This window comes from Flavobacterium sp. LB2P53 (genome assembly GCF_003970305.1).
Lineage (GTDB): Bacteria > Bacteroidota > Bacteroidia > Flavobacteriales > Flavobacteriaceae > Flavobacterium.
Genome location: NZ_RYDG01000006.1, coordinates 186007 through 212193 on the forward strand (window position 1 = coordinate 186007; position 26187 = coordinate 212193).

The 26187-nt window shown below is 35.3% G+C and carries 16 protein-coding genes and 1 pseudogene; 12 read left to right on the plus strand and 5 right to left on the minus strand.

All coding sequences use genetic code 11. From position 1 onward, the window contains the following. The 3 genes and pseudogenes from EKL95_RS09600 to EKL95_RS09610 all read left to right on the plus strand — a co-directional run bounded on the left by EKL95_RS09600 (position 1) and on the right by EKL95_RS09610 (position 5275). Positions 1-3381, plus strand: coding sequence for a PAS domain S-box protein (locus EKL95_RS09600; RefSeq protein WP_233589405.1), 3381 nt, complete (start codon positions 1-3; stop codon positions 3379-3381). Between the two features lie 126 nt (positions 3382-3507). Next, positions 3508-3768, plus strand: a pseudogene (locus EKL95_RS09605) (neutral zinc metallopeptidase); the annotation flags it as partial. Positions 3769-3994: 226 nt separating this feature from the next. Beyond that, complete coding sequence (locus EKL95_RS09610) at positions 3995-5275, plus strand: DEAD/DEAH box helicase (protein ID WP_126515451.1); 1281 nt, start codon at positions 3995-3997, stop codon at positions 5273-5275. 502 nt (positions 5276-5777) lie between these two features. On the opposite strand, the gene EKL95_RS09615 is transcribed toward EKL95_RS09610, so the two are convergent. Beyond that, positions 5778-6539 (minus strand): pseudouridine synthase, encoded by a 762-nt coding sequence (locus tag EKL95_RS09615; RefSeq protein WP_126564046.1) that lies wholly within the window; start codon positions 6537-6539, stop codon positions 5778-5780. Positions 6540-6667: 128 nt separating this feature from the next. Continuing rightward, positions 6668-8203: a YifB family Mg chelatase-like AAA ATPase gene (locus tag EKL95_RS09620; protein ID WP_126462556.1), complete on the minus strand. Its 1536-nt coding sequence runs from the start codon at positions 8201-8203 to the stop codon at positions 6668-6670. A 233-nt stretch (positions 8204-8436) separates the two neighbouring features. Between EKL95_RS09620 and EKL95_RS09625 the strand changes: the two genes are divergently transcribed. From EKL95_RS09625 to EKL95_RS09640, 4 genes are all read left to right on the plus strand, one after another. Continuing rightward, positions 8437-11433 (plus strand): amidohydrolase family protein, encoded by a 2997-nt coding sequence (locus EKL95_RS09625; protein ID WP_126564048.1) that lies wholly within the window; start codon positions 8437-8439, stop codon positions 11431-11433. A gap of 44 nt (positions 11434-11477) precedes the next feature. Then, positions 11478-12782 carry an amidohydrolase family protein gene (locus EKL95_RS09630; protein WP_126462562.1) on the plus strand — a complete coding sequence of 435 codons (1305 nt, stop codon included), beginning with the start codon at positions 11478-11480 and terminating at the stop codon, positions 12780-12782. Positions 12783-12790: 8 nt separating this feature from the next. Then, positions 12791-13168, plus strand: coding sequence for a PH domain-containing protein (locus EKL95_RS09635; RefSeq protein ID WP_126462565.1), 378 nt, complete (start codon positions 12791-12793; stop codon positions 13166-13168). A 331-nt stretch (positions 13169-13499) separates the two neighbouring features. Beyond that, positions 13500-14816 carry an ammonium transporter gene (locus EKL95_RS09640; protein ID WP_126564050.1) on the plus strand — a complete coding sequence of 439 codons (1317 nt, stop codon included), beginning with the start codon at positions 13500-13502 and terminating at the stop codon, positions 14814-14816. A 253-nt stretch (positions 14817-15069) separates the two neighbouring features. Here EKL95_RS09640 and EKL95_RS09645 read toward each other — a convergent pair whose 3' ends face one another. Then, positions 15070-16917, minus strand: coding sequence for a CocE/NonD family hydrolase (locus EKL95_RS09645; RefSeq protein ID WP_126564051.1), 1848 nt, complete (start codon positions 16915-16917; stop codon positions 15070-15072). A 495-nt stretch (positions 16918-17412) separates the two neighbouring features. On the opposite strand from EKL95_RS09645, the gene EKL95_RS09650 reads away from it, so the two are divergent. The 5 genes from EKL95_RS09650 to EKL95_RS09670 are packed head-to-tail and all read left to right on the plus strand — an operon-like array spanning position 17413 to position 22675. Further along, on the plus strand, positions 17413-18885 hold the full coding sequence (locus EKL95_RS09650; RefSeq protein WP_126462574.1) for a sodium:solute symporter: 1473 nt from the start codon (positions 17413-17415) through the stop codon (positions 18883-18885). Beyond that, positions 18866-19300 (plus strand): GNAT family N-acetyltransferase, encoded by a 435-nt coding sequence (locus EKL95_RS09655; RefSeq protein ID WP_126564053.1) that lies wholly within the window; start codon positions 18866-18868, stop codon positions 19298-19300. Before EKL95_RS09650 ends, EKL95_RS09655 begins: the two co-directional genes overlap by 20 nt. 6 nt (positions 19301-19306) lie before the next feature. Beyond that, complete coding sequence (locus EKL95_RS09660) at positions 19307-20461, plus strand: amidohydrolase (RefSeq protein WP_126564055.1); 1155 nt, start codon at positions 19307-19309, stop codon at positions 20459-20461. Beyond that, positions 20451-21602 (plus strand): alanine racemase, encoded by a 1152-nt coding sequence (gene alr, locus EKL95_RS09665; RefSeq protein WP_126564056.1) that lies wholly within the window; start codon positions 20451-20453, stop codon positions 21600-21602. The genes EKL95_RS09660 and alr overlap by 11 nt, the downstream gene beginning before the upstream one ends. Further along, positions 21602-22675, plus strand: a complete 1074-nt coding sequence (locus EKL95_RS09670) for an alanine/ornithine racemase family PLP-dependent enzyme (RefSeq protein ID WP_126462586.1) — start codon at positions 21602-21604, stop codon at positions 22673-22675. The genes alr and EKL95_RS09670 overlap by 1 nt, the downstream gene beginning before the upstream one ends. Before the next feature lie 171 nt (positions 22676-22846). On the opposite strand, the gene EKL95_RS09675 is transcribed toward EKL95_RS09670, so the two are convergent. Continuing rightward, positions 22847-24871, minus strand: a complete 2025-nt coding sequence (locus EKL95_RS09675) for a protein-disulfide reductase DsbD family protein (RefSeq protein ID WP_126554115.1) — start codon at positions 24869-24871, stop codon at positions 22847-22849. Next, positions 24871-26181, minus strand: coding sequence for a tRNA lysidine(34) synthetase TilS (gene tilS / locus EKL95_RS09680; RefSeq protein ID WP_126462665.1), 1311 nt, complete (start codon positions 26179-26181; stop codon positions 24871-24873). Before tilS ends, EKL95_RS09675 begins: the two co-directional genes overlap by 1 nt. Between the last annotated feature and the right edge of the window lie 6 nt (positions 26182-26187).

Below are 26187 nucleotides of genomic sequence, written 5' to 3' on the forward strand. Positions count from 1 at the left end.
ATGATCCTAATTATAAACTACATACGGTACACCTCTTTATTAAAAATTACTGATAAACTACGTTTTACTAATGAAATTGTAAATAAAGGCAACTCTCTCATTCTTGCTACCAATAAAAAAGGAGAAATTGTATTTTGCAGTGAAAATGTAAAGACTATTTTAGGTTATTCAGTAAATGAAGTTATGGGATTGGGCTACTGGAAAGTTACTGAGGACAAAGAATTTTATGGTGAAGAGTATCATATTAATTTTAAGGATGATCAGTTGTTTACCAGCAAAGTAAAATGTAAAAATGGAGCATACAAACACATTCAATGGAATGATAAAAAATTCTCAGATGATTTGATCATTGGGATAGGACAGGATGTAACAAATGAAATTAAAATACAAAACCAATATAAAAATTTAATTGAAAATGCTATTGATCTAATTTTTGAAGTCGATAATGAAGGAGATTTTATATTTGTCAATGATTATACTATTAAATCTTTGGGATACAAAATAGATGAAATCATAAATCGAAATTATTCAGAATTTATACGAGAAGATTACCTTATCAGTATCAAAGATCTCTACCAGAATTTATTAATAAATGAAAATTATTTTTCTACCATTGAATTTCCATTGATAAAAAAGGATGGGCAAGAATTGTGGGTTTCCCAGAAAGTGATTATCCGGAGAAATGAATTTGGAGAAGTGGTAGCTTATTCTAGTATTGCCAGAGATATCACTAAGTTTAAAGACATAGAAAACGATATTAAAATACGTCAGGAAAAAGTAGAGGAATACAATGAAGCTGTAAAAAAACTATCAACAACCAACTTTAGTAATTACAAAAACCTGGATGTTAGTGTGATGCAAATAATTGAATTAGGTGCTAAAGTATCAAAGTGCAATCGGGTAAGTTATTGGAAATATACCGAAGATACAATTACCTGTGAAAATTTATATGACTTGGACCATAATTCTTATTCTAAGGGCTCCGTTTTAGAAAAGAAAAATTATCCTATTTATTTTGAGTCCATCAAAAACAAAACACAAATCAGTGCTCCTGATGTTTTTAATAAATATGAAATATCAGAATTTATAAATGACTATTTTTTAAAAAACGATATCAAATCACAACTTGCCATTCCCATTTTCATAAATGGAGACTTATCTGGAACCATTAGCTTTGAAACAGTAAAAACACAACGATACTGGGACAACGAGGACATTATTTTTGCCCGAACCATCTCGGATATTATATCGTTGACTATGATTTCTCACAGTCGGTATGAAACAGAGAAGAAATTAGAATACAAGAGTGAACTTTTATCTGCTATGGCACTTTGTACAGAGAAATTTTTGAACAGCAATGACATCAACGATATTTTCTCAGATGTACTCATTATTATGGGTAAAACTACAAAATCCCATAGAGCGTATTACTACGAAAATGATAGTAATACAGGTTTTATTAGCCAAAAATACAGATGGATAATTAACAATCATAAAATAACGGAAAACAATATTAAACTTCAAAATCTACCACATGTGTTTTTTGAAGAATTGTTGATACCGCTTTTAAACAACAAAGTTTACGATGCAATAATTTCAAAAATTGAGAATCCTTCCTTAAGGAATAAATTAGAAAATCTTGATGTTGTATCAATAATCCTTTTTCCAATTTTTATCAAAAATAGGTTTCATGGCTTTTTGGGATTTGATGATACTCAAAATGAGAGATGTTGGTCCGAAGATGAGGTCAATATTTTACAAACATTAGCTAGAAACATAGCCTCATCAATAGAACGTATTACGAACGAGACCGCGATATATGAAAGTGAAGAGAAATTTAGATTATTAGCCAATAATATTCCAGGAACCGTTTATTTATCAAATTATGATGAAAACAACACAAAGATCTACATTAATGATGAGATTGAAAAGCTTACCGGATATCCAAAAAATGATTTTCTAACGAACCATTTATCCTTTATTGATTTAATTCATCCCGAAGACAAATTAAAAACCATTGCTACTCAAAAAAATGCAATAGATACTAAAATTCCGATTCATATTGTTTACCGGATTATACACAAGAACAAAACGGTTGTATGGGTGGAAGAATTTGGTGATACCATATACAAAGATGGGAAAATTGCATTCTTGGAAGGAATTTTTATTGATATTACAGCAAGGAAACAAACCGAAACCATAGTCAAAGAAAAAGAACTAGCAGAAGCTGCCAATAAAGCAAAATCAGAATTTCTGGCCAATATGAGTCATGAAATAAGAACACCGTTAAATGGGATTATTGGATTCACAGATTTGTTAATGAAAACACAACTTGGCTCAACCCAAGAAAAATACATCAATACAGTAAAACAATCCGCATATTCCTTGCTGGATATCGTAAATGACATTCTTGATTTTTCAAAGATTGAAGCCGGAAAACTAGATTTACACATTGAAAAATATAACGTAAAAGATGTTCTGGGTCAGATTATTGATTTAATATTATACGAATCCAACCAAAAAAATCTAAGTTTAAAACTAAATATATCGTCTGAAATTCCTGAATATTTTTGGATAGACATTGTCCGATTAAGACAAATTTTAATTAATTTATTGTCAAATGCTGTAAAATTCACAGAAAAGGGTTCCATTAAATTAAATGTTTCTGTGATTGAAAAAATTGATGCGTCGCATGTTAAGATTCGATTTGCAGTGATCGATACAGGAATTGGAATATTAGAAAAAAACAAATATAAAATTTTTCAGGCTTTTTCACAAGAAGACAGTTCTACGACAAGAAAATATGGAGGAACAGGATTAGGCCTGACAATTTCAAACCAATTACTTGGTATAATGAACAGTACCCTGCAACTGGAAAGCACCATCGAACTGGGAAGTACTTTTTATTTTGATTTAGATTTAAAAACCAGCAACGAAACCCCAAAAAATAGTACTGATCCTGAAATAGATCTAGATAAAAAAATACCCATTACAACCGTCAAAAATGCTAAAAAAATAAGCGTTATGATTGTAGAGGATAACAAAGTAAACATGTTACTGCTTAAAACCATTATCAAAAATTTATTTGTAAATCCAATAATTTTCGAAATAGTCAACGGCAAAGAAGCTATCGAAAAATTTGAAATACTCCGGCCTGATCTTATTTTTATGGACATTCAAATGCCCGAAATGAATGGTTACGAAGCAACAAAAATAATAAGAAGCTTGAGTTCGGGTAAAAACCTGCCTATTATTGCAATAACTGCGGGCACCGAAAAAGAAGAGAAAGAAAAATGTCTCGCTGCAGGAATGAATGATTATATTTCAAAACCTATAGTCAAAGGAGTCATTGAGGAAACAATTGCTAAATGGATACTGTAGCCAACTATTTTTCTTTTAATTTATGTACATTTTATTTAAGTACATGACAAAAAGCTAAACAGATTGTTTTCTAAAGACTTAAATCCTGTCAAAAGAAATTTTGACAAGTAATCTAATCCGATAGCGGATTTGCAAGCTGATTTTTATGCGGGCGTATGAACACATTACAATCAAAAAATGAATGATTTACAGGAGGAAGGTGATATTGATGAAGCTTTAAGTGCAGCACATGCAGTTGGTGATGATGCGATTCAAGCTAAAATTCAAGGACACATTGTTCCGGAATCCTTTACACACGGAAGTTCCGCACAACGGAAAGTCTGGTTTATGAAAGGGTATCAATCTGGAGATATTACTCAAGGCGATACTTTTGTAGGAATTAATTAAAAAAGTGTTTAGTCTAATATGAATACTGAACTTTACATTATTTTCCTTTTTTAACTTAGATAATTGGTACCACCAAAGCTTTAGTATAGGAACGGATTAAAAATAACGTACTCGCTTTAAGTAAACAAAGTTAAACAATAAAACCATAACAGGGAAATTAGCAGTACCTTTGCGCCAAATTAAAGGAGTAAACTAAATAATAGTGTTTGCTTCATAAACACCATTTATGTCATTTAACTCATTAGGCTTATCGGATGCTTTACTTAAAGCCATCAGCAAAAAAGGATACACAACCCCTTCTCCAATACAACAAAAAGCAATTCCACCCATTTTAGAAGGCAAAGATGTATTAGCATCCGCACAAACGGGAACAGGAAAAACGGCTGGTTTTACACTGCCTATTTTACAATTATTATCGCAAGGGCAACAGTTGCGACAAAGGCCCATTCGTGCTTTAATATTAACGCCAACCAGAGAATTAGCCGCACAAATATTAGCCAATATAAAAGAATACAGTGAATTTTTAGACTTAAAAAGCACCGTTATTTTTGGAGGTGTAAACCAGAATCCACAAGTAACACAACTGCGTCAGGGTATCGATATTTTAGTCGCCACACCAGGTCGGTTAATCGATTTGCAAAACCAAGGTTTAATATCGCTTGCCAAAGTTGAAATTTTAGTTTTAGATGAAGCGGATCGCATGCTAGATATGGGTTTTGTGCGAGACATTGAGCGTATTATAAAAGTATTACCTGCAAAAAGGCAAAATTTGATGTTTTCGGCAACCTTTTCAACAGATATAAAGAAATTGGCCATGGGCATTTTGCATCATCCCGTTCATGTGGAAGCAACCCCAGAAAATACAACCGTGGATGCTATTACTCAAATAGTGTATCCTGTTGCTAAAGAGAAAAAAACTGAACTGATCATCAAATTGATTACAGAGGGAAACTGGAAACAAATTTTGGTTTTCACCCGTACGAAACAAGGTGCTAATAAGCTGACGGAAAGCATGATTAGTGCCGGAATTAAAGCAGCTGCTATTCACGGAAATAAAGGCCAGGGCGCACGTACCAAAGCCTTGGCGGGCTTCAAAGACGGAAGCCTGACCGCGTTGGTCGCTACAGATATTGCGGCCAGAGGTCTGGATATACCATTATTACCACATGTGGTCAATTTTGAATTACCCAACATTCCAGAAGATTACGTTCACCGCATAGGCCGTACAGGAAGAGCTGGAGCTAATGGAGAAGCTATTTCATTATTCAGTCCGGACGAAACAGTCTTTCTACGTGATATAGAAAAATTAGTGGGTTTGAAATTACCTAAAGAAAACATCAAAGGTTTCGAGCCAGATCCTAACGCTTCCAAAGAACCTATCAAACAAGGACAAGGAAGACAACAACGCGATTCAACTCCGCGAAAACCAAAAACAGAGACCACAAACCGCACCAGCAATAACAGTTTTGGTCCAAGACGCCCGAGTCAAAATAATGATCGACGTTAAACTAAATAATAGTTTAAGAAAATACATTTTTTTTAGGAGCAGAACGAGTTCGTTTTTTAAGAACGTATTTCCCGCTATACATTAAAATCCTTATTAGGGCTGAACACCAGCCCTAATAAGGATTTTCATTTCTATCGGGGCTATTTAGAGCGTTTTTATTTTTATCATAGCATTTTGTATTCAACTCTTTGAAAAACAAAGTCGAGCTCGTTTCCCGCTGCCCGCTGCGCAAAGTCTCCGACTTTGAGTATGTGTTTTTCAGTCTCCGACTGATCTTAAAATTCAAAGATTCAAAAAACAAAATCGGTTAAAAACCGAAAGGCACTTCCTCAAAATCCGAGATTTTGTGGAACGTTGTGATAAACATCTGAAATTAAAAATTGTTGATCAAAAACCCCAACTCTACTCCACTTTACACTGAAAACTGTTGTTTCCAAATACAACAATAATTTAAAGCTTTATTTTACAAATAAGTATTCTATTCATATGTAGATAATATTTGTTATTTATAGGAATATGGTATCGCCAGATCTTCATTGGTGTTTGCGACAGCTTCTGTCATGGCGATTTCATACGTATTCAAATCTAGCTTAAGAATAGTACCTACTCTGCTAAACTCTTCATTAATCTTTGCATTCAAGATTAGTTGTTCATTTGTTATTGGATGATTAAAAATTAACTGATGTGCATGAAGCATCATTCCTTTCAGTTCAAAATTCTCCAACCATAATTTATTATGCTTGTTACAACCATGTGGCCGACTTCCTAAAATGGGATGAAAAATATGTTTGAAATGTTTTCGTAATTGATGCATACGTCCAGTTTCAGGAATCGCTTCTACCAAACAATATCGTGACGTTGGTTGATTGTTAAATTCTAACTCAATTTCGGTAGTTTGCAATCGATGAAAGTAGGTTATTGCATTTTGTATAACACCATCATTATTGGTTAAATCATAATCAATCGTTAGTTCTTCGGGTGACCAACCACGTAAAATTGCTAAATACTTTTTTTCGACTTCGCGCGTGGCAAAACGATCATTCATAATTTTTAAAACCTTTTTATCCAACGCAAATAACAAGACACCAGATGTTTTGCGATCTAACCGATGAATAGGATAAACGTGTCGCCCTCCTATTTGATTTCTCAATTCTTGAATAGCAAAAACTTTTGCATCACGCGCATAGAATGATTTGTGAACCAACAAGCCACTTGGTTTATTAATTGCTATAATATATTCGTCTTGGTAAAGAATTTCTAACATTTGGCAAAAATAAAAGAGATTTCTATCGAAATCTCTTTTTTAACTTATTTATTTCTATTCTTTTCTTTTTCCCCCGCTAGCGCGAAGGTATTCTCATTTTTGCAGCCGTGAAACATCTGAAATCTATTTTAGCCCAACCACCCATCACGATCCAAACTTCTATACTGAATCGCTTCAGCAATGTGGCTGGAAACCACTATTGGAGCCGCATCAAGATCAGCGATCGTGCGTGCAACCTTCAAAATACGATCATAGGCTCGAGCCGATAAATTTAATCGTTCCATCGCTGTTTTCAATAATTGTTTTGAAACATCGTCCAAGGCACAATATTCCCGAATGTGTTTGGTATTCATTTGGGCATTGTAATGGATATTTTCCATTTGCTCAAAGCGTTCGGTTTGAATTTCTCGAGCCGCTGTCACTCTTTTGCGAATGTCTACACTACTTTCTGCTTTTTGATCATCCGATAATTTTTCGAAAGGGACTGGTGTCACTTCGATATGAATATCAATTCTATCTAATAAAGGTCCTGAGATTTTACTCAAATACCGTTGCATTTCATGTGGTGAAGAAGTTTGTGGCGAATCCGGATCGTTGAAAAAACCACTTGGACTCGGATTCATACTTGCCACCAGCATAAACGAGGATGGATAAGTAACTGTAAATTTAGCTCTGGAAATAGTCACTTCTCGATCTTCCAGTGGTTGGCGCATCACTTCCAGAACATCGCGTTTAAATTCCGGCAATTCATCCAGAAACAAAACGCCATTGTGCGCCATTGAAATTTCGCCGGGTTGCGGATAACTGCCGCCGCCAACAAGCGCCACATTCGAAATAGTATGGTGCGGGCTACGAAACGGACGCTGATTCATCAAACCTACTTCCTTCAATTTTCCGGCAACACTGTGAATTTTTGTGGTTTCTAATGCTTCACGCAACGTCATGGGAGGCAAAATACTGGGCAGTCGCTTAGCTAACATGGTTTTTCCGGCACCCGGTGGACCAATCAAGATAATATTATGCCCGCCGGCAGCCGCAATTTCCATACATCTTTTTATAGACTCCTGCCCCTTGACATCACTAAAATCAAATTCAGGAAAGTCTAATGTTTTATAAAATTCGGCTCTAGTATCGATTGTTGTTGGTTCCAAAGTCCCTTTTCCTTCTAGAAAGTCAATTACTTCCTGTATGTTTTCTATTCCATACACATTTAATCCTGCAACAATTGCTGCTTCTTTCACATTTTGCTTTGGAAGAAAAAAACCTTTAAAACCCTCTTCTTTTGCTTTGATAGCAATCGGCAAAGCGCCACGAATGGGTTGCAAACCTCCGTCAAGCGAAAGCTCTCCCATGATTACATACTGGTCAATTTCATCGGCTTTAATCTGCCCAGAGGCTACCAGAATACCAATTGTCAAAGTCAGATCATACGCAGAGCCTTCTTTACGTAAATCCGCAGGAGCCATATTGATGGTGATTTTTTTGCCGGGCATCGCATAGCCATTGTTTTTAAGAGCAGCCGCAATACGGTAACTGCTTTCTTTAATAGCATTATCTGGTAATCCAACTAAATGGTATCCAATCCCTTTATCAATATTTACCTCAACGGTAATTGTTGTGGCTTCAACTCCAAAAACTGCACTTCCAAAAACTTTAACTAGCATCTGTTTTTATTTGATTCTAAAATTAATGAAACTTTTCTTATTGTTATTATAAATCTTACATAAATTCCAATAAAATAATGAACAGCAAAGATTTCATCAAAAGACACTCAAAATACTTTGGTATACAGCTCTATATGATACATTTTTCGCGAAAACAAAATGTTAAAATTAAAAAAAGTGAAGGTATAATATTAACATTTTTCTACTTTTAGAAAATAATTAGAAACCACACTATGAAAAAAATCCTACTCCTACTCTGTTTGAGTTTTTTGGTACCAAAAACCTATGCTCAGGAATACTTTCCTAATAACGAAAGTGTTCAAAACAAAAACACCAATTTCACTGCTTTTACCAATGCCAAAATTTATGTTACCCCAACACAAATTATTGAAAAAGGCACTTTATTAATTCAAAACGGAAAAGTAATTGGTGCCGGTGCTACCATTACTATTCCTAAAAATTGCGTTACTATAAATCTGGAAGGAAAATCAATATATCCTTCCTTTATTGACATTTATACCAGTTTTGGAATTGAAAAACCAAAAGGAATAACAAGTACGGAAAGAAATCCTTTGTACGATACTAAAAGAGTGGGATATTATTGGAATGAAAATATTCGCTCAGAAGTAAATGGATATGAAAGTTTTAAATACGACCCAACTAAAGCAGAGGAGTTGTTAAAAGCAGGATTTGGTGTTGTAGGTACTCACGTTCCGGATGGAATTGCCCAAGGATCCGGAATGTTAATCGCTTTGAACAACGCTGATAAAAGCACACAATTATTATCTGACAAAATCACTAATCACTTTGCATTTACAAAAAGTGCCACTACAAATCAATCCTATCCTAGCTCATTAATGGGAATGATGGCCTTATTACGCCAAATGTACTTTGATTTAGATTGGTACAAAAAAGGGAATGCTGCAACCAAAGATTTATCATTAGAAGCCTTATCAAATAATGAAAAATTAGTTCAAATTTTTGCTTCGGAGGATAAATTAAATAGTGTTAGAGCTTCTAAAATAGCAAAAGAATTTGGATTGAACTATGTATTGAAAGGCATAGGAAATGAATTTGAAAGAATTGAAGAAATAAAAAAAACAAATTCTAAATTTATTATTCCAATCAATTTCCCTGAAGCTTATGATGTGTCTGATCCGTACCAAGCCAATCAAATGGAATTGAAAGATTTGCGTTTCTGGAATCAAGCCCCTACTAATCTGAAGGTTTTGTCTGATAACGGTATTGTTTTCGCCTTGACTACAGACAAATTAAAGAAGGTGGAAGATTTCAGAACTAACCTTCTAAGAGCCATTAAATATGGTTTTGATACAACCAAAGCATTAGAAGCACTGACAACAATTCCAGCATCAATTTTAGGAAAAAGCAACGAAATTGGAAGTTTAAAAACCGGAAGTCTAGCTAATTTTGTGATCACCTCCGGAGAAATATTCGAAGAAAAAACCATCGTTTACGAAAACTGGGTTCAAGGAAGTAAGTATGTCATCAATGATATTATGGTTAAAGACATTCGTGGCAAGTATGACTTAACGGTCAATAACACCAAATACAAATGGACTCTTGACGGCGACATAGCTGCACCAAATTCAGAAATCACAAGTGTTGATGCTAAAAAAATAAAGTCTAAACTTACTATTGCTAATAACTGGATTTCAATAATAATCAAACCCAATGATTCTACAAAAACCAGCTTTACAAGAGCAACAGGATACATAGACGATATTGAGAAAATTTCTGGAAAAGCAATTTTATTCAATGGAAATGAAGTGAAATGGAGCGCTGTAAAAACGGCTCCTTTTGTAAAAGCGGTTGATTCTTCAAAAATTGAAAAAAACAATATGATCCTCCCTACAACATTTCCAAATGTTGCCTTCGGGACGGTAAAAAAAGCAACACAACAGACACTTTTATTCAAAAATGCCACGGTTTGGACCAATGAAAAAGAAGGTGTATTAGAAGAAACAGATGTTTTAATCAAAAATGGAAAAATTGCTGCTATCGGCAAAAACCTTTCTGATGCTTCCGCCACAGTTTTAGATGCAAAAGGCAAACATTTGACCAGCGGAATAATCGATGAACATTCCCACATAGCCATTTCAAGAGGTGTCAATGAAGGGGGACACAACTCCAGTGCTGAAGTAACAATTGAGGATGTAGTCAATTCCGAAGACGTTAATATCTATAGAGATTTAGCTGGTGGTGTAACAACTTCGCAATTATTGCATGGTTCTGCTAATCCTATCGGAGGACGCTCTGCCATTGTAAAATGGAAATGGGGCGCTTCTGCAGAAGAAATGCTTTACAAAGACCAACCAAAATTCATTAAATTTGCTTTAGGTGAAAATGTGAAACAAGCCAACTGGGGAATTACCAACCCTACTCGTTTTCCTCAAACAAGAATGGGTGTGGAACAGGTTTTTACAGATTATTTTCAACGTGCAAAAGAATATGACTTGGCTTGGAAAACTTATAATTCAAGTGGTAAAAAAGGAAAAGGGAAAGCGCCAAGGGTAGACTTAGAACTACAGACTCTAGCTGAAATCCTTAATAAGGAACGTTTCATTTCCTGCCACTCTTATGTGCAATCTGAAATTTTGATGTTGATGAATGTTGCCGAAAAATTTAACTTTAGAGTAAATACCTTTACACATATCCTTGAAGGATACAAAGTAGCCGATGAAATGAAAAAACACGGAGTAGGAGCCTCGACGTTCTCGGATTGGTGGGCGTATAAATTTGAAGTGAATGATGCCATTCCGTTCAACGGTCCAATCATGCACAATGCGGGACTTGTAGTAGCCTATAACTCTGATGACGCTGAAATGTCCAGAAGATTAAATCAAGAAGCTGCAAAAGCAGTGAAATATGGAAACATTTCAGAAGAAGAAGCATGGAAATTCGTGACTTTGAATCCTGCAAAATTATTGCACATTGATGATAAAGTGGGAAGTATAAAAATAGGAAAAGATGCTGATGTAGTACTTTGGAACAACAATCCTTTATCTATTTATGCTAAAGCTGAAAAAACAATAATTGAAGGTGTCGTTTATTATGATGTGCAAAAAGATGAAGTACAAAGAGTAGCAGTTGCCAAAGAAAGAAATGAGTTAATAGGCCAACTATTGCAAGAAAAAAACAAAGGAATGATCACTCAAGAGCCTAAAAAGAAGGAAAAAATAGAATATCATTGTGATTCTTTGGAACATTAAGCTCAAGAAATCTACGTTTCTTAAATCTAAAACAACAAAATAGGATGAATAAAAATATATATATTTTACTATTGGTATTTAGCATATCAATACTTACAAAGGCACAGCAAGCTCCTGCTTCAAAACAATCAAAATCTATTTTAATTCTAAATGCAACAGCACATTTAGGAAATGGCGAAATAATCGAAAACAGTGCTATAGGATTTGTAGAAGGCAAAATTACATTAGTGGCAGATGCCCGATTAATAAAACTAGCTCAAGGAGCGTATGATATTACCATTGACGCCAGCGGAAAACACGTATATCCAGGATTTATAGCGCCCAATTCTACCTTGGGCTTAGTCGAAATAGATGCCATAAAATCTTCTGATGATGAAAGCGAAATAGGAAATATGAATCCTCACGTAAGAAGTATTATTGCCTATAATGCTGATTCAAAAGTAATTGAAACCATTAAACCAAACGGAATTTTGATGGCGCAAATTACCCCACGTGGCGGAAGAATTTCAGGCACTTCATCCATCGTTCAGCTTGATGCCTGGAACTGGAAGGATGCACTGATAAAAGAAAATGATGGGATTCATCTTAATTTCCCTTCTAGTTTTAAAAGAAGTGGTTCCTGGTTTGAACCCGGAACAATTGAAGCAAATAAAGACTATAGCAAACAACACTCAGAGATAACTACTTTTTTGACTAGCGCAAAAGCATACTTAGCAGATAGCCCCAAAGAAAGAAATTTGATTTTTGAGGCTACAAAAGGATTGTTTGACGGAAATCAAACCTTATTCATACACGCAAATGAAGAAAAACAAATTATTGATGCTATACAAATGGCAAAAGAAAATGGGGTTAAAAAAATAGTAATTGTTGGTGGTTATGAAGCGTATAAAACGGCTGACTTACTTCAAAAAAATAACATTGGAGTATTATTAAAAAGAGTGCATGATATGCCTGAAAATGAAGATCATGACATTGATTTACCGTACAAAAACGCTAAATTATTGACAGATAAAGGCGTTGTTGTAGGCTTGGAAAACAGTGGATCCATGGAGCGTATGAATACCAGAAACTTACCTTTCCTGGCCGGAACATGTGCTGCTTATGGACTTGACAAAGAAAAAGCGCTACAACTAATAACCTTCAATACCGCCAAATTATTAGGGATCGATAAACAATGTGGTACTTTAGAACAAGGAAAGGATGCTACCTTATTTATTTCTGAGGGTGATGCTTTAGACATGAGAACGAACAAACTAACTAATGCTTTTATTCAAGGCAGAATGATCAGTCTTGAAACACACCAAACAAAAATGAACGATATTTATAAAACAAAATACAATCAAAAATAACAAATACAATGGGACTATTTAACGCCATCCTGGGCAATGCCTCTGAAGTAAACATTAAAGATGTTGCTACTGAATTTGAGCCAATCCTAATTGATGGAGAAACAATCGAAAAAGCATATAAATTAATTCGGGATATGTTTGTTTTCACCAATAAAAGATTGATTCTGGTCGAAAAACAATTGGTTGGAACCAAGGTTGATTATATGTCAATTCCGTATTTGAGTATCAAAAAATTCTCTAAAGAAAGTGCTGGAATATTAGATATGGATGCCGAGTTGAAAATTTGGTTAAACAATGACGCAACCCCAATTGTAAAACAATTTGGTAAAGGTGGTAATAACATTAATGAAGTTTACAAACTTTTAAGCAAACATCTTTTAAAATAAGGAGATCCTTTAGTTTTTGAAAAATGCATCACTTGTAGCTATACAATTGGTGCATTTTTTATATATCAAATTTTGTCTTAATGCTAAGTGCATTAAAATTCCCAGATTGGAAGTCTAATTTTTTACCACAAGACCCCAAGTATTCACTAAATTGGTAATTTTATTTAACTAGATTTTAATAAAAAACAAATTTTATCTTTAAAATATAAAATACCCATAAAAAAATAGGGGTTAGATTGTAAAAATCATAAAAATAAAACATTAATATACTTTACTATAGGGGTATGTTGAACAATTTTATATTTTTATAAAAATTTAAAACTGAAAAACGATGCGAAAAATTATTCTAAGTGTGATATTGATCACGATTTTGGTATTAACCCTTTGTTCAAATTATTTCTTAGCCGAAAGTCCAGCTCCTACAGAAGCAGTAAAATTTGATACCGGCGATACCGCTTGGATGATCGTTGCAACTGCACTTGTATTAATCATGACACCCGGTTTAGGTTTCTTTTACGGTGGAATGGTAGGTAAAAAAAATGTCATTAGTACCATGCTTCAAAGCTTTATGGCAATGATAATCGTTACCGTGTTGTGGGTTGTCATCGCTTTCGGATTATCTTTTGGTCCAACTATTGGCGGAATAATAGGGAATCCAATTCCAAATTTATTTTTTCAAGGCGTAAATACAAATACATCTTGGAGTTTAGCTCCGACAATTCCATTTATGCTTTTTGCTTTATTTCAAGCAAAATTTGCCATCATTACACCCGCTTTAATCACCGGCGCTTTTGCAGAACGAATTCGTTTTTGGGCGTACTTACTATTTATGGTTTTATTCATACTGCTCGTTTATACCCCGCTGGCTCACATGACATGGCATCCAGATGGTATTCTCTTTAAAATGGGCGTATTGGATTTTGCTGGTGGAACTGTAGTTCATATGAGTGCTGGTTGGGCTGCTCTGGCTGGTGCCATTTTCTTAGGCAAAAGAAAAGCAGAAAAAGGAAATCCCGCACGTATAACATACGTAATGTTAGGTACCGGATTGTTGTGGTTTGGATGGTTCGGGTTCAACGCAGGTTCCGCTTTAGGAGCTAATGGGCTTGCCGTACAAGCACTGGGGACAACCACTATTGCTGCTGCTGCTGCTGGAATGGCTTGGGTATTTCTTGATAAAATTCTTGGTCATAAATTGTCGGCAATGGGAGCTTGTATTGGTGTAGTGGTCGGATTAGTTGCCATTACTCCTGCAGCTGGTTTTGTTAGCATTCCTCATGCTTTGTTCATAGGAATTTTTGCAAGTATTGTGAGTAATCTGGTGGTTAGAAGTTTCCACAAATGTAAAATTGATGATGCTTTAGATGTATTTGCCTGTCACGGTGTAGGTGGCATCATTGGGATGCTTTTGACAGGTGTATTTGCTTCAAAATCAATAAACGCGGCCGTTGGTGATAACCAAGGACTTATTTTTGGAGAAACAACATTATTCTTAAATCAATTATTTGCTATGGTTGTCGTTTCCATATTTGCATTCTCAATGTCTTATTTCCTTTTCTATATTGTAAACAAAATAACTCCTCTAAGAGTAAGTGAAGAAAAAGAAGAATTAGGCTTAGATATTTCGCAACACGGTGAATTTCTATAAATCTTCGGTATAAAGTTAGAGACGCTCTGAAATTTCAGAGCGTTTTTTTACTCTTATCCGTTCTAAATACCTATAATATACAAAGCAATTCTTATTCTTTAAACAATAAACTAAAAACTTTAAAAATAGCGTAGTACATATTAATTTTAGCCTGCATCCTTTAAAACTAAAATCCCAATCTTTAAAAAAAAGATTGGGATTTTAGTTTTAAATATAGTCGAATGCTTTTATGGCGCACAACCCGATTGCCGTTTTATTTTAAAACAGTACACTCAATTTTAGAGTCGTTATAAATCTTGTGCGTTTGTTTCTTAAAATCTTCAGGTTTTGCATAAAAGATATTGTCAACAAATGTCTGTGGATTCAAATCTATAAATGGAAACCACGTACTTTGAACCTGAATCTGGATTTTGTGTCCTTTTTTGAACGTATGAAATACATCTTGTAACTTAATATTAACTGCTGTTTTCTCATTGGCTACAAAAGGTTCTGGTTTTGAAAAACTATTTCTAAAACGGCCTCGCATAACTTCGCTTCGTACCATCATGTGGTAATTACTCATCTTTAGATACGGAGCTACTTCTTTTGTTTCCGGTTCGTCGTTTGGGAAAACATCAATCACTTTTACAATCCAATCCGCATCAGTTCCTGTAGTAGAAACTTGTAATTTAGCCAAGATTTCTCCGGCTAATGTGGTATCATCATTCAATACTTCTGTTTCAAAAACAATCACATCCGGACGTCGTACAGCAAAACGCTGGTCATCGGTCATGTATTTCCTTGGCGTAAGTCCGTTTTGTTTAATATCCTCCGAATAGGGTACCGGTTTCTTAGGATCACTAATAAATTCTTCAAAAGAAATATTTTGCTTAGCCAATTTTGTCAATTTACTCCCTTGCAAAAAGAAATCTTGTTTTTCAGTATTTACGGGAGGCCAGGCATCATAGGTTTTCCACTCTTTTCTTCCGGTGTCAAAAACATAAGCTTCAGGCAATTTATTAGCTCCTTTTCCATTATTTTTCAAAAAATGACGGAAGAAATTAGATTCAATATTTTTTTGATAAAAACCAGAAATACTATCTCCAAAATTAATATTACCAATCACTTGCTTTGCTGAATTCCTAGCCCAATCACCATGACTCCAGGGTCCCATAACAATTGTGTTGTAGTTTTTACTGCTCTTTTCTATCGTACTGTAGGTATTCAAAGGACCGTATAAATCTTCGGCATCAAACCAACCTCCTACTGTCATTACCGCTGGTTTAATATTATTCAAATGCTGTAAAATTCCACGCTTTTGCCAAAAATCATCGTAACTGGAATGGTCTTTCAGCTGTTGCCAAAACTCATTCTCTTTTCCATAATATTTGTCTAAATTAGAGAGTGGTCCTGCATCCAGGAAAAACTGATAATCATCGTTTGTACCCGCATTCGTAAATTTGTACCAAGGTTCCGTAGTACGTTTTGTTTTTTGAGGCCCAAATAACGGAGTGACTTTCCAATAACTCAACAGATACGCTCCATTGTGATGAAAATCATCAAAAAAGAAATCAGCGATACATGCCTGAGGCGAAACGGCTTTCAAAGCTGGATGATTACTCAATAAAGAATATGTAGCGTAAAAACCTGGATATGAGATTCCCCAAGTTCCAACATTTCCATTATTGTTAGCCACATTTTTCACCAGCCACTCTATCGTATCATAAGTATCCGAAGCTTCATCCGTATCTTTCTTGCCTTTTTTATTTGGAATAAAACCACGCATGTTGTCATACAAACCATCACTCATGAATCGTCCTCGAACATCTTGATAGACTACAATATATCCTTCTTTCATCATCGTTTCACTGGGAGAAATGATTTTCTTGAACTGATTTTCTCCATAAGGCCCCGAGTTATATGGTGTTCTTTGCATTATAATTGGATATTTTGTAGAAACATCTTTGGGAGTATAAATGGCAGTAAACAACTCTACTCCATCACGCATTTTAATATGCACTTCCTTTTTAGTATAATTTTCAGACACATAATTGGCTTTATTGTCTTGGGCAAACAGAACTGCACCAATAAAAAAAAGCGAAATACCTAATAGTTTTTTCATGAATTTTTTTGAGTTAAAATAATTTTTAAAGATAAAAAATCTCTTCGAATATTGCATCCATATTCCTTCTTTTTTGAAATTTATGAATTTTAGATTATCAAAAAAACAACAAATATGTTAAAAAAAACAATCGTTTTTAGGGTCTTTTTAAAGAAAACTGCACGGTCAGATTGGCATTTTTTATCAAAAATTTCATTCGATTTTACTTCTATAAAACCAATACTATTAACGCAAAAAGTGGCCGTTATTTGTTGCAAAAAAGACAATATCTGCATTTTAAAAGGATTTTTTAGATAATTTGCCTTACATTTGTAAAATACCAAATTATTTTTTGTGGTTAATAAAGTCTTTTTTTTGCACTTTTAACCCAAAGCTAAGATCCCTTATTTTAGAAAATATTCTAAAAAAAATCATCTTTTTTTTGCAGTTTACTGCACCTTTTGCCTTTTGGAAAAATTCCATGTACAGGCTATTAAATAATCGAAAATTAATAATATGCACCTAATAGATTATGCAATCTTTGTTGTTTACATGCTGGTTATGCTAGGCGTTGGCGTTTATTTTTTCAATAAGAATAAAACCGCGGAAGATTTTTACGTTAGCGGAAGAAATATGAATAGCTGGCACATTGGTTTATCCGTTGTAGCCACAGATGTAGGTGGTGGATTCTCAATAGGATTGGGCGGTCTGGGTTTTACGATGGGAATATCCGGTTCTTGGATGCTGTTCACCGGACTGCTGGGCGCTTGGCTGAGTGCTGTTTTTCTAATTCCAAAAGTAAGTGCATTAGGACATAAATATAAGTTTTTCACTTTTCCCCAAATATTTGATCATTTTTATAATGCTAAAGTAGCGCTACTGGCCGGAATTATTTCGGCTATTGGATATCTTGGATTTACAAGTTCTCAGGTTTTGGCTGGAGCCAAATTAGCTTCGGCAACCATAGAAGGACTTAATTTACAAACAGCGCTAATTGTAATGGGACTTATCGCGGTAATTTATACGGCTATTGGAGGATTAAAAGCCGTTATTTATACCGATACAATCCAGTGGTTAGTCCTTATTGGCGGATTGGTTTTTATAGGAATTCCAGTTGCCTACAATGCCGTGGGAGGGTATGAGGCGATCAAGACTACCCTGGCACCTGAATATTTATCACTGACCAATGTAAAATGGTATCAGATTTTAAACTGGTCTATAACCATTATACCCATTTGGTTTGTAGGAATGACTTTATACCAGCGGATTTATGCCAGCAAAGGAGAGAAAGAAGCTAAAAAAGCATGGTTGATTGCGGGTGTTTTTGAATGGCCTATAATGGCATTTATGGGAGTGATTCTGGGAATGCTGGCTAAAGTGGCTGCAAACAAAGGAATGTTTGACGGTATTACAGATGCAGCCAATATGGATAGCGAAATGGGATTGCCTATTTTACTGGCCACCATACTCCCCGTTGGATTAATGGGGCTGATGCTTTCTTCCTATTTTTCGGCTATACTTTCTACCGCGGACAGCTGCTTAATGGCAGCTTCCGGAAATATTGTCACTGATATTATTGCTAAATTTTCAAAAAAAGAATTGAGTCATAAAAAAGAGCTTCGGCTCTCACAATTGGTCACCTTAATTGTAGGTCTTCTTGCTATTTTAATTGCTTCCCAAATGCAAAATGTACTGGAACTGATGCTCTACTCCTATGCTTTTATGGTGTCGGGACTATTCGTTCCGGTAATAGGCGCTTTATTTTGGAAGAAAAGCCATCCAACAGCTGCTTTTTGGAGCATGTTATTTGGGGGTGCCACCACAATCCTGCTAATTGTTACAGAGAATAAACTACCTTTAGATTTAAAATTACCGGAACATTTAGATGCAAACCTTTATGGAATAAGTATTTCTCTTATTTTATTCGTTACAATATCACTTTATCACCATAACAAAAAAGAAAGACAAAATGGAATTCAAACAAATTAATGACACAACCGGAGAAGATACAATTTATACCAATCAAATTATAGCATTATTCCTTTATACCCATTTAGAACAATATGGCGATACGATTGAAGACATTCGAAAATGTATTGATTACGTTATGAATCCTACAAAAGGAGGCAACATTGTAGTGGGAATCGAAGATCAAAAAATCGTAGGAGTTGTCATCTTGAACAACACGGGAATGAAAGATTTTATTCCTGAAAATATTTTGGTATACATTGCCGTGGACAACAGCCAACGGGGAAAAGGGTTTGGAAAACAATTGATGCAAAAAGCAATATCAATTGCCAAAGGAAATATTGCCCTGCATGTAGAACCGGATAATCCTGCCAAAAAACTATATGAAAAACTAGGCTTTACAAATAAATATTTGGAAATGCGCCTCATAAAATAGTCCAAAATGGAAAATTCAAACCAGTTTACCGATTCACTTGTGCAGTTACGAAAGGAATTACACAAACACCCAGAGGTTTCAGGTAAAGAAATTCAAACATCCAAACGCATTATTTCTTTTCTCGAAAATTACCCTCCGGATGAATTGATTACCGGAGTAGGAACAACTGGTGTGGTTGCAATTTATAAAGGTAAAAAAAATGGGAAAACAGTATTATTCCGATGTGAATTAGATGCTTTGCCAATTGAAGAAACGAATCGTTTTGAACATCGTTCACTAATTGATGGTGTCTCACACAAATGCGGACATGATGGACACATGGCTATTCTTTGTGGTTTGGCAGCTGAATTGCATCAGAACAAACCGGACTCTGGAACCGTCATTTTGCTGTTTCAACCGGCTGAAGAAGATGGTAGTGGTGCTCAAAAGGTGTTTTCAGATACTAAATTCACTTTGATTCAACCTGATTACGTCTTTGCGCTGCACAATTTACCAGGGTTTCCAATGCATCAAATTGTAGTAAAAAACGAAACTTTTACCTGTGCCGTAAATAGCATTATCATAAAATTAAAAGGAAAAACAGCCCATGCCGGTGAACCTGAAAGAGGAATTAATCCTACTCTGGCAATAGCCGCCATTATCAATCAATTTAATGCTACTATTCAGACCGATATTACCAAAGAAAACTATTGCCAGATAACTCCCATTTATACCAAAATAGGTAAAAAAGCATATGGTGTAGCAGCTGGTGCGGGAGAAATTCATTTTACAGTACGAAGTGATAGCAATTTACAGATGAGAAAGATCGAAATAGCTTTAGAAAATGCAGCCCGATCAATCGCAAAAGAATATCAACTGAAGTGTAAAACGCAATGGACACAAAGTTTCCAAGCCAATGAGAATGACAAAACTGCTGTAGCATTCATCAAAAAGGCAGCAGAAATTAATGGTTTTGAACTATTCGAAAAAGAGAAACCATTCACTTGGGGCGAAGATTTTGGTTTGTTCACACAGCACTATCCCGGCGCCATGTTCGGACTGGGAGCTGGGGTAAACACTGCTACACTACACAATCCTGATTATGATTTTCCTGACGAAATTATAGCAACTGGAGTGGCTGTTTTTCATCACATCAGCAAACAAATTACAAATGCACACTAACTCAATAATAGAGCTTAATCGCTCCGCGTATCAAAAGAACATCGATTTTCTAAAAAAGACCTTTGGAAAAAAAGTACTGATTTCCTCTGTCGTAAAAGGAAATGCGTATGGTCATGGAGTACAGCCGTTTGTGGCTATGGCTTTTCAATGTGGTGTAACTCATTTTTCTGTTTTTGATGTTCAGGAAGCCAAAGTCGTAAAAACAACACTACAGGACAAAGCAACTATTATGGTTATGGGACTCGTTCAGGATGAAGATATGGAATGGGTAATCAAGAATGATATTGAATTTTTTGTCTTTGATAAAACTCGACTGACGAAAGCTATGAAAACAGCTAAAAAACTCGAAAAAAAAGCAATTCTGCACATTGAAGTAGAAACCGGAATGAACCGAACTGGTTTTGATAAGAACGAACTGAATACTGTTATTACTTTTTTAAAGAAAGAAGAACAACATCTTACTTTCAAAGGGCTTTGTACTCATTATGCCGGGGCCGAAAGTATAGCTAATTATTACAGAGTGGATCAGCAAATCAAGAAGTTTGAAGAAATTTATGCCTTTTTTTGTAAAAATGATCTGAAGCCACAAATGAGACATTCTGCTTGCTCTGCAGCATCAATAATGTTTCCACAAACCAGAATGGATATGGTGCGAATCGGAATAATGCAATACGGATTGTGGTCCAGTCCGGAAGTATTTGTTACCTATCTCAATTCTAAAAAAAATAAAATAGATCCGCTGCAACGCGTTATCACTTGGAAAAGTGCTATAATGAGCATAAAGAAAGTAAATATTGGTGATTTTATTGGATATGGAACCAGTTTTATGGCCAAAAGAAAAATGAAAATTGCTGTTATCCCTATTGGTTACTGCCACGGATACAGCCGCTCGTTGAGCAACCAAGGTCGTGTACTTATTCATGGACAACGCTGTATTGTAGTGGGTTCCGTAAACATGAACATGATGACTGTCGATGTTACTGATATCGACATGGCAAAAAAAGAAGATGAAGTGGTCTTGATAGGCACACAAAAAGAGCTATCCGTTTCTGTAGCTTCCTTTAGTGATTTCAGCAACCAACTCAATTACGAATTATTAACTCGGATTTCCAAAGCAATTCCACGTAAAATCATAGAATAATGGCTTTTATAAAACTATATCGCAAAAAACTTGAAGAAAATTATGCCTTTCTGGATACTATTTTTAAATCCAGAAATATACAATGGGGAGTGGTTTCCAAACTATTGTGTGGAAATAAAATTTATCTCAAAGAAATCATCGCTTTAGGAGTACGTGAAATTCATGATTCCAGAGTAAGTAATTTGAAAAAAATTAAAGCCTTGGATCCGGAAATTCAAACCGTGTACATTAAACCACCTGCTAAACGAAGTATTGAAAGTATTGTGCGGTATGCTGACATCAGTTTTAATACTGAAATCTATACCATACAATTACTTTCAGAGGAAGCCGTAAAACAAAACAAGACCCATAAAATCATCATTATGATTGAAATGGGAGACCTTCGTGAAGGTGTAATGGGAGAAGAATTGATCGATTTTTATGGCACAATTCTAAAAATGCCTAATATTGAAATCTCTGGAATTGGTACCAATTTCAATTGCCTTAGCGGTGTAATGCCCACGCAGGACAAATTGATTCAATTGAGCTTATACAAACAGCTAATTGAAGCTAAATTCAATATCAGTATTCCATTTGTCTCCGGAGGAACTTCTGTTACTGTACCGCTACTCCTAAAAAATGCCCGACCAATGGCCGTGAATCATTTTCGAATAGGGGAAGCCCTATTTTTCGGGAAAGATTTGTTTACAGGAAATACCATAGAAGGAATGCACAATGATGTTTTCAAATTATACGCTGAAATCATCGAAATTACAGAAAAACCAAATACACCAACAGGGGAGTTAGGCGAGAATGTAGCCGGAAATTCCTTTTCGATGGATGCTGTCACTGATTTAGGCGATACTTCCCTTAGAGCTATTCTAGACATTGGTTTGTTAGACATGCAACCACAATACATCGAATCTGATGATACGGATATCACTATAGTAGACGCCAGTTCTGACATGCTGGTTATAGACATTTCAAATTCTAAAAAAAATTATAAAATTGGGGATTTAGTGGCGTTCAAAATACGATATATGGGCGCATTGTACCTTTTAAATTCTGCTTATATCGAGAAAATAATCGAATAAAAGGCCATTTTGTACCCTATCTTGAATATGCATCTCACGCATCAATACCGAGTAAATTAAGTCTATAGTATTAAAAATAGACACAAATGGCACGAATTTCCACGAATTGAATCGTAGAAATTAGTGCCATTTGTGTCTAATATTCGGTTCAGTGATTTTTAGATGTACCTCTTATTCGACCTTTTTAAATCTATCAATCCCTTCTCTCAACCATCCTTTGTAGGCATTGATATCTGAGTTATAACTTTCTGGTTTATCAGACAGCATATTCTCTTCTACATCTAAAACAATGTAATACGGTTGCGCATTGGCTTTGTACCTTGTAATTTGGAAATCGCTCCATTTATTACCCACACTTACAATTTCTTTGCCCGTTTCTTTAGATACGTATTGCTCGCTTTTTGGCAATTCTCTTTTATCATCAACATATAAAGATATTAAAACCACTTCTTCTTGTAATATTTTTAAAATCGCAGGATCTGACCACACATAATCTTCCATTTTTCTACAATTCACACAGGCATAACCCGTAAAGTCAAGTAAAATAGGTTTGTTTACTGATTTGGCATAAGCCAATCCTTTTTCATAATTATCAAAAGCAATAAGATCATGTGGCCCTAAATGTGCGCCTTCCGGCAAAATTTGGGCAGATGCATTTGAGCCACCTTGGGAGTTTCCTACTCCGTAAGGACTTTCGCTATAGGTCATTGGCGGCGGGAAACCAGAAATTAATTTTAATGGCGCTCCCCAAATCCCAGGAATCAAATAGATGGTAAAGGCCAAAACTACTAATCCAAAGGACAGTCGTCCTACTGAAATATGTGTCATCGGGCTATCGTGCGGCAACGTAATTTTTCCGAATAAATAAAAGGCCAATGTTCCAAAAATAGCGATCCATATTGCCAAGAACACTTCTCTTTCCAAGAAATGCAATTGCAAAACCAAATCAGCATTCGACAAAAATTTGAATGCCAAAGCCAATTCTAAAAATCCCAAAACAACTTTAACAGTATTCAACCAACCACCGGATTTTGGCAATGAATTCAACCAACCCGGGAACATCGCAAACAACATAAAGGGTAAGGCTAGAGCCAATGAAAACCCAAACATACCCACAATTGGAGCTATTCCGCCTTTAGAAGCCGCTTCGACTAATAGGGTTCCTACAATCGGTCCGGTACACGAAAAGGAGACAATCGCTAACGCCAAAGCCATGAATAAAATTCCAACTATCCCACCTCTATCCGCTTGATTATCCACTTTATTTGCCCAAGAATTAGGCAGCATAATCTCAAAACCACCCAAAAAGGAAGCTGCAAAAGTGACTAACAAAACAAAGAAAATAATATTGAACCAAACATTCGTGGACAACGCATTCAGCGCATCGGCACCAAAAATCCACGTCACTAAGAATCCTAAAACTACATAAATGAATATGATAGCTACTCCATAAATAATGGCATTACTAATCCCTTTTGCTTTTGTTTTGCTTTGCTTAGTAAAAAAACTGACTGTCATAGGAATCATTGGGAAGACACAAGGCGTAAGCAAAGCGGCAAATCCAGATAAAAAAGCAATGAAGAAAATAGACCATAATCCTCTTTTTGTAGCTGGTTCAGAGTCTAGAGGTACGATTTTTTCAGGAGTACTCACCTGCTCCTCCGTAATTGCAATTTGCGAAACTACGGTATCAACTTTTGCAGAATCTACTATGGTTACATCCGTTGCTACTGCCGTTGTTTTTGAAACCGCAGGAATTGCAAACGTGAAATTCTTCTCCATATTAATACAAACCTCTTTACACACCTGATAATTAAAATCGACTTTAATTTCGGTCAACTTTGGATTTGTTAGTGTAATTTCCTGTTGAATTTGACCTTTCTTTTCGAAGAATGTTTCGTTAACTTCAAATATGTCATTAAAAGCAGTTCTCGTTTTGCTTTCTTTGGCTTTGCCCACTAAAGTGAAGTTCCCTTTTTGGTTTTTAAAAATGATTTCCAGTGGCAACGGCCCTCCGTCTGGAGTAAATTGAGAATACAAATGCCAATCCTTTTCTATAACAACATTAAAAGTAAGAATATAATTAGTGTCCGATTTTTTTTCTATTTTAGTTGTCCATTTGGCGGGATCCAGAATCTGGGCATTTCCATTGGCAAAAGCCAAAAAAGCAATAAGTATAAATAGTAGTTTCTTCATTATTCTGATTGTATTTTAAGTATATTTTTAGTTGTGTTGTCTATTCTAAAGCGTTCATCCTGACGTAGACCAATTATCCAGACTATTTCATCATTCGAACATAAAAGCCAAGAATTTTCTTTTTCTAGCAAGGATAATTTTTCATCTTTAAAAAACTTGCTCACTTTCTTTGACTTACCGTTCATCCCAAAAGGCTGAAAACTATCGCCTTCGTTCCAATGGCGTAAAATTAATGGATACTGCACTTTATCACCATCTACAAAGATAGTTTTATTTGAAACGATACCAATGTCGGCTACTTTGCAAAACGTAAGATTTAAGGGAATATTAACTTCTTTTTGATTTTCATCTATAAAATATTTGTCCTTTACATTTACGAAATTTATCGGACTTAGGATTAAGTAATCCCTGTCTTTTAATACTCTATATTCTGGAGAAAAAACATGTTTCCCAGATTGACTATCAACCAAATCATAAATATCATCCCAAGCTTTGAATCCAAATTCTTTCAGCCATTGGTACAAATAAGATTTGTAATTGGGTAATTTTTTTAGTTTTTTTAAATCAAAATAAATAGTCTCATTCTCTTGCTTCACCACTTGCTGATAAATCATAATCGAAGCATCTTCAGCCATAACTTGCGCGTCTTGCAAATACAGTTGTGTTTTGTGAAACGAGGAAAGAAAATTAGAATTCAATTCTTTTAACATCGGAACCAGATGATGCCGAATTTTATTCCGAAGGTATTTATCGGATGCATTACTGCTGTCCTCGCGCCATTTAATGTTATTTAATTTGGCATAATCTTCCATTTCTTTTTGGTTAAAGGCCAAAAGTGGGCGAATTACTTTATCGTTCTGCTCCGGAATTCCTGTCAAACCTTCTAATCCTGTTCCACGACTCAGATTGATTAGGAACGTTTCCAAATTATCATCGGCATGATGTGCTGTGAGAATATAATCGAATTTTTCAGTCTCTAATAACTCATAAAACCAGTTATATCGCAACTCGCGGGCTGCAACTTGTGTCGAAATTTTATAATCTTCAGAAAAAGCTTTGGTGTCAAATTGTGTTATAAATACTGGAATAGCATTTGCCGCAGCATATTCCTGGACAAAATTTTGGTCTTCAAAACTTTCCATTCCACGCAATTGAAAATTACAATGGGCCATTCCTATTGTATATTTCAATTGCTGAAACAAATGCACCAATACCATACTGTCTTTCCCGCCACTTGTAGCAAGAAGTATTTTTTTTCCGTTCAAGAACTGGAAATTATGAAGAAGATGGTTTTGGAATTTCTGTAGCATATTCAA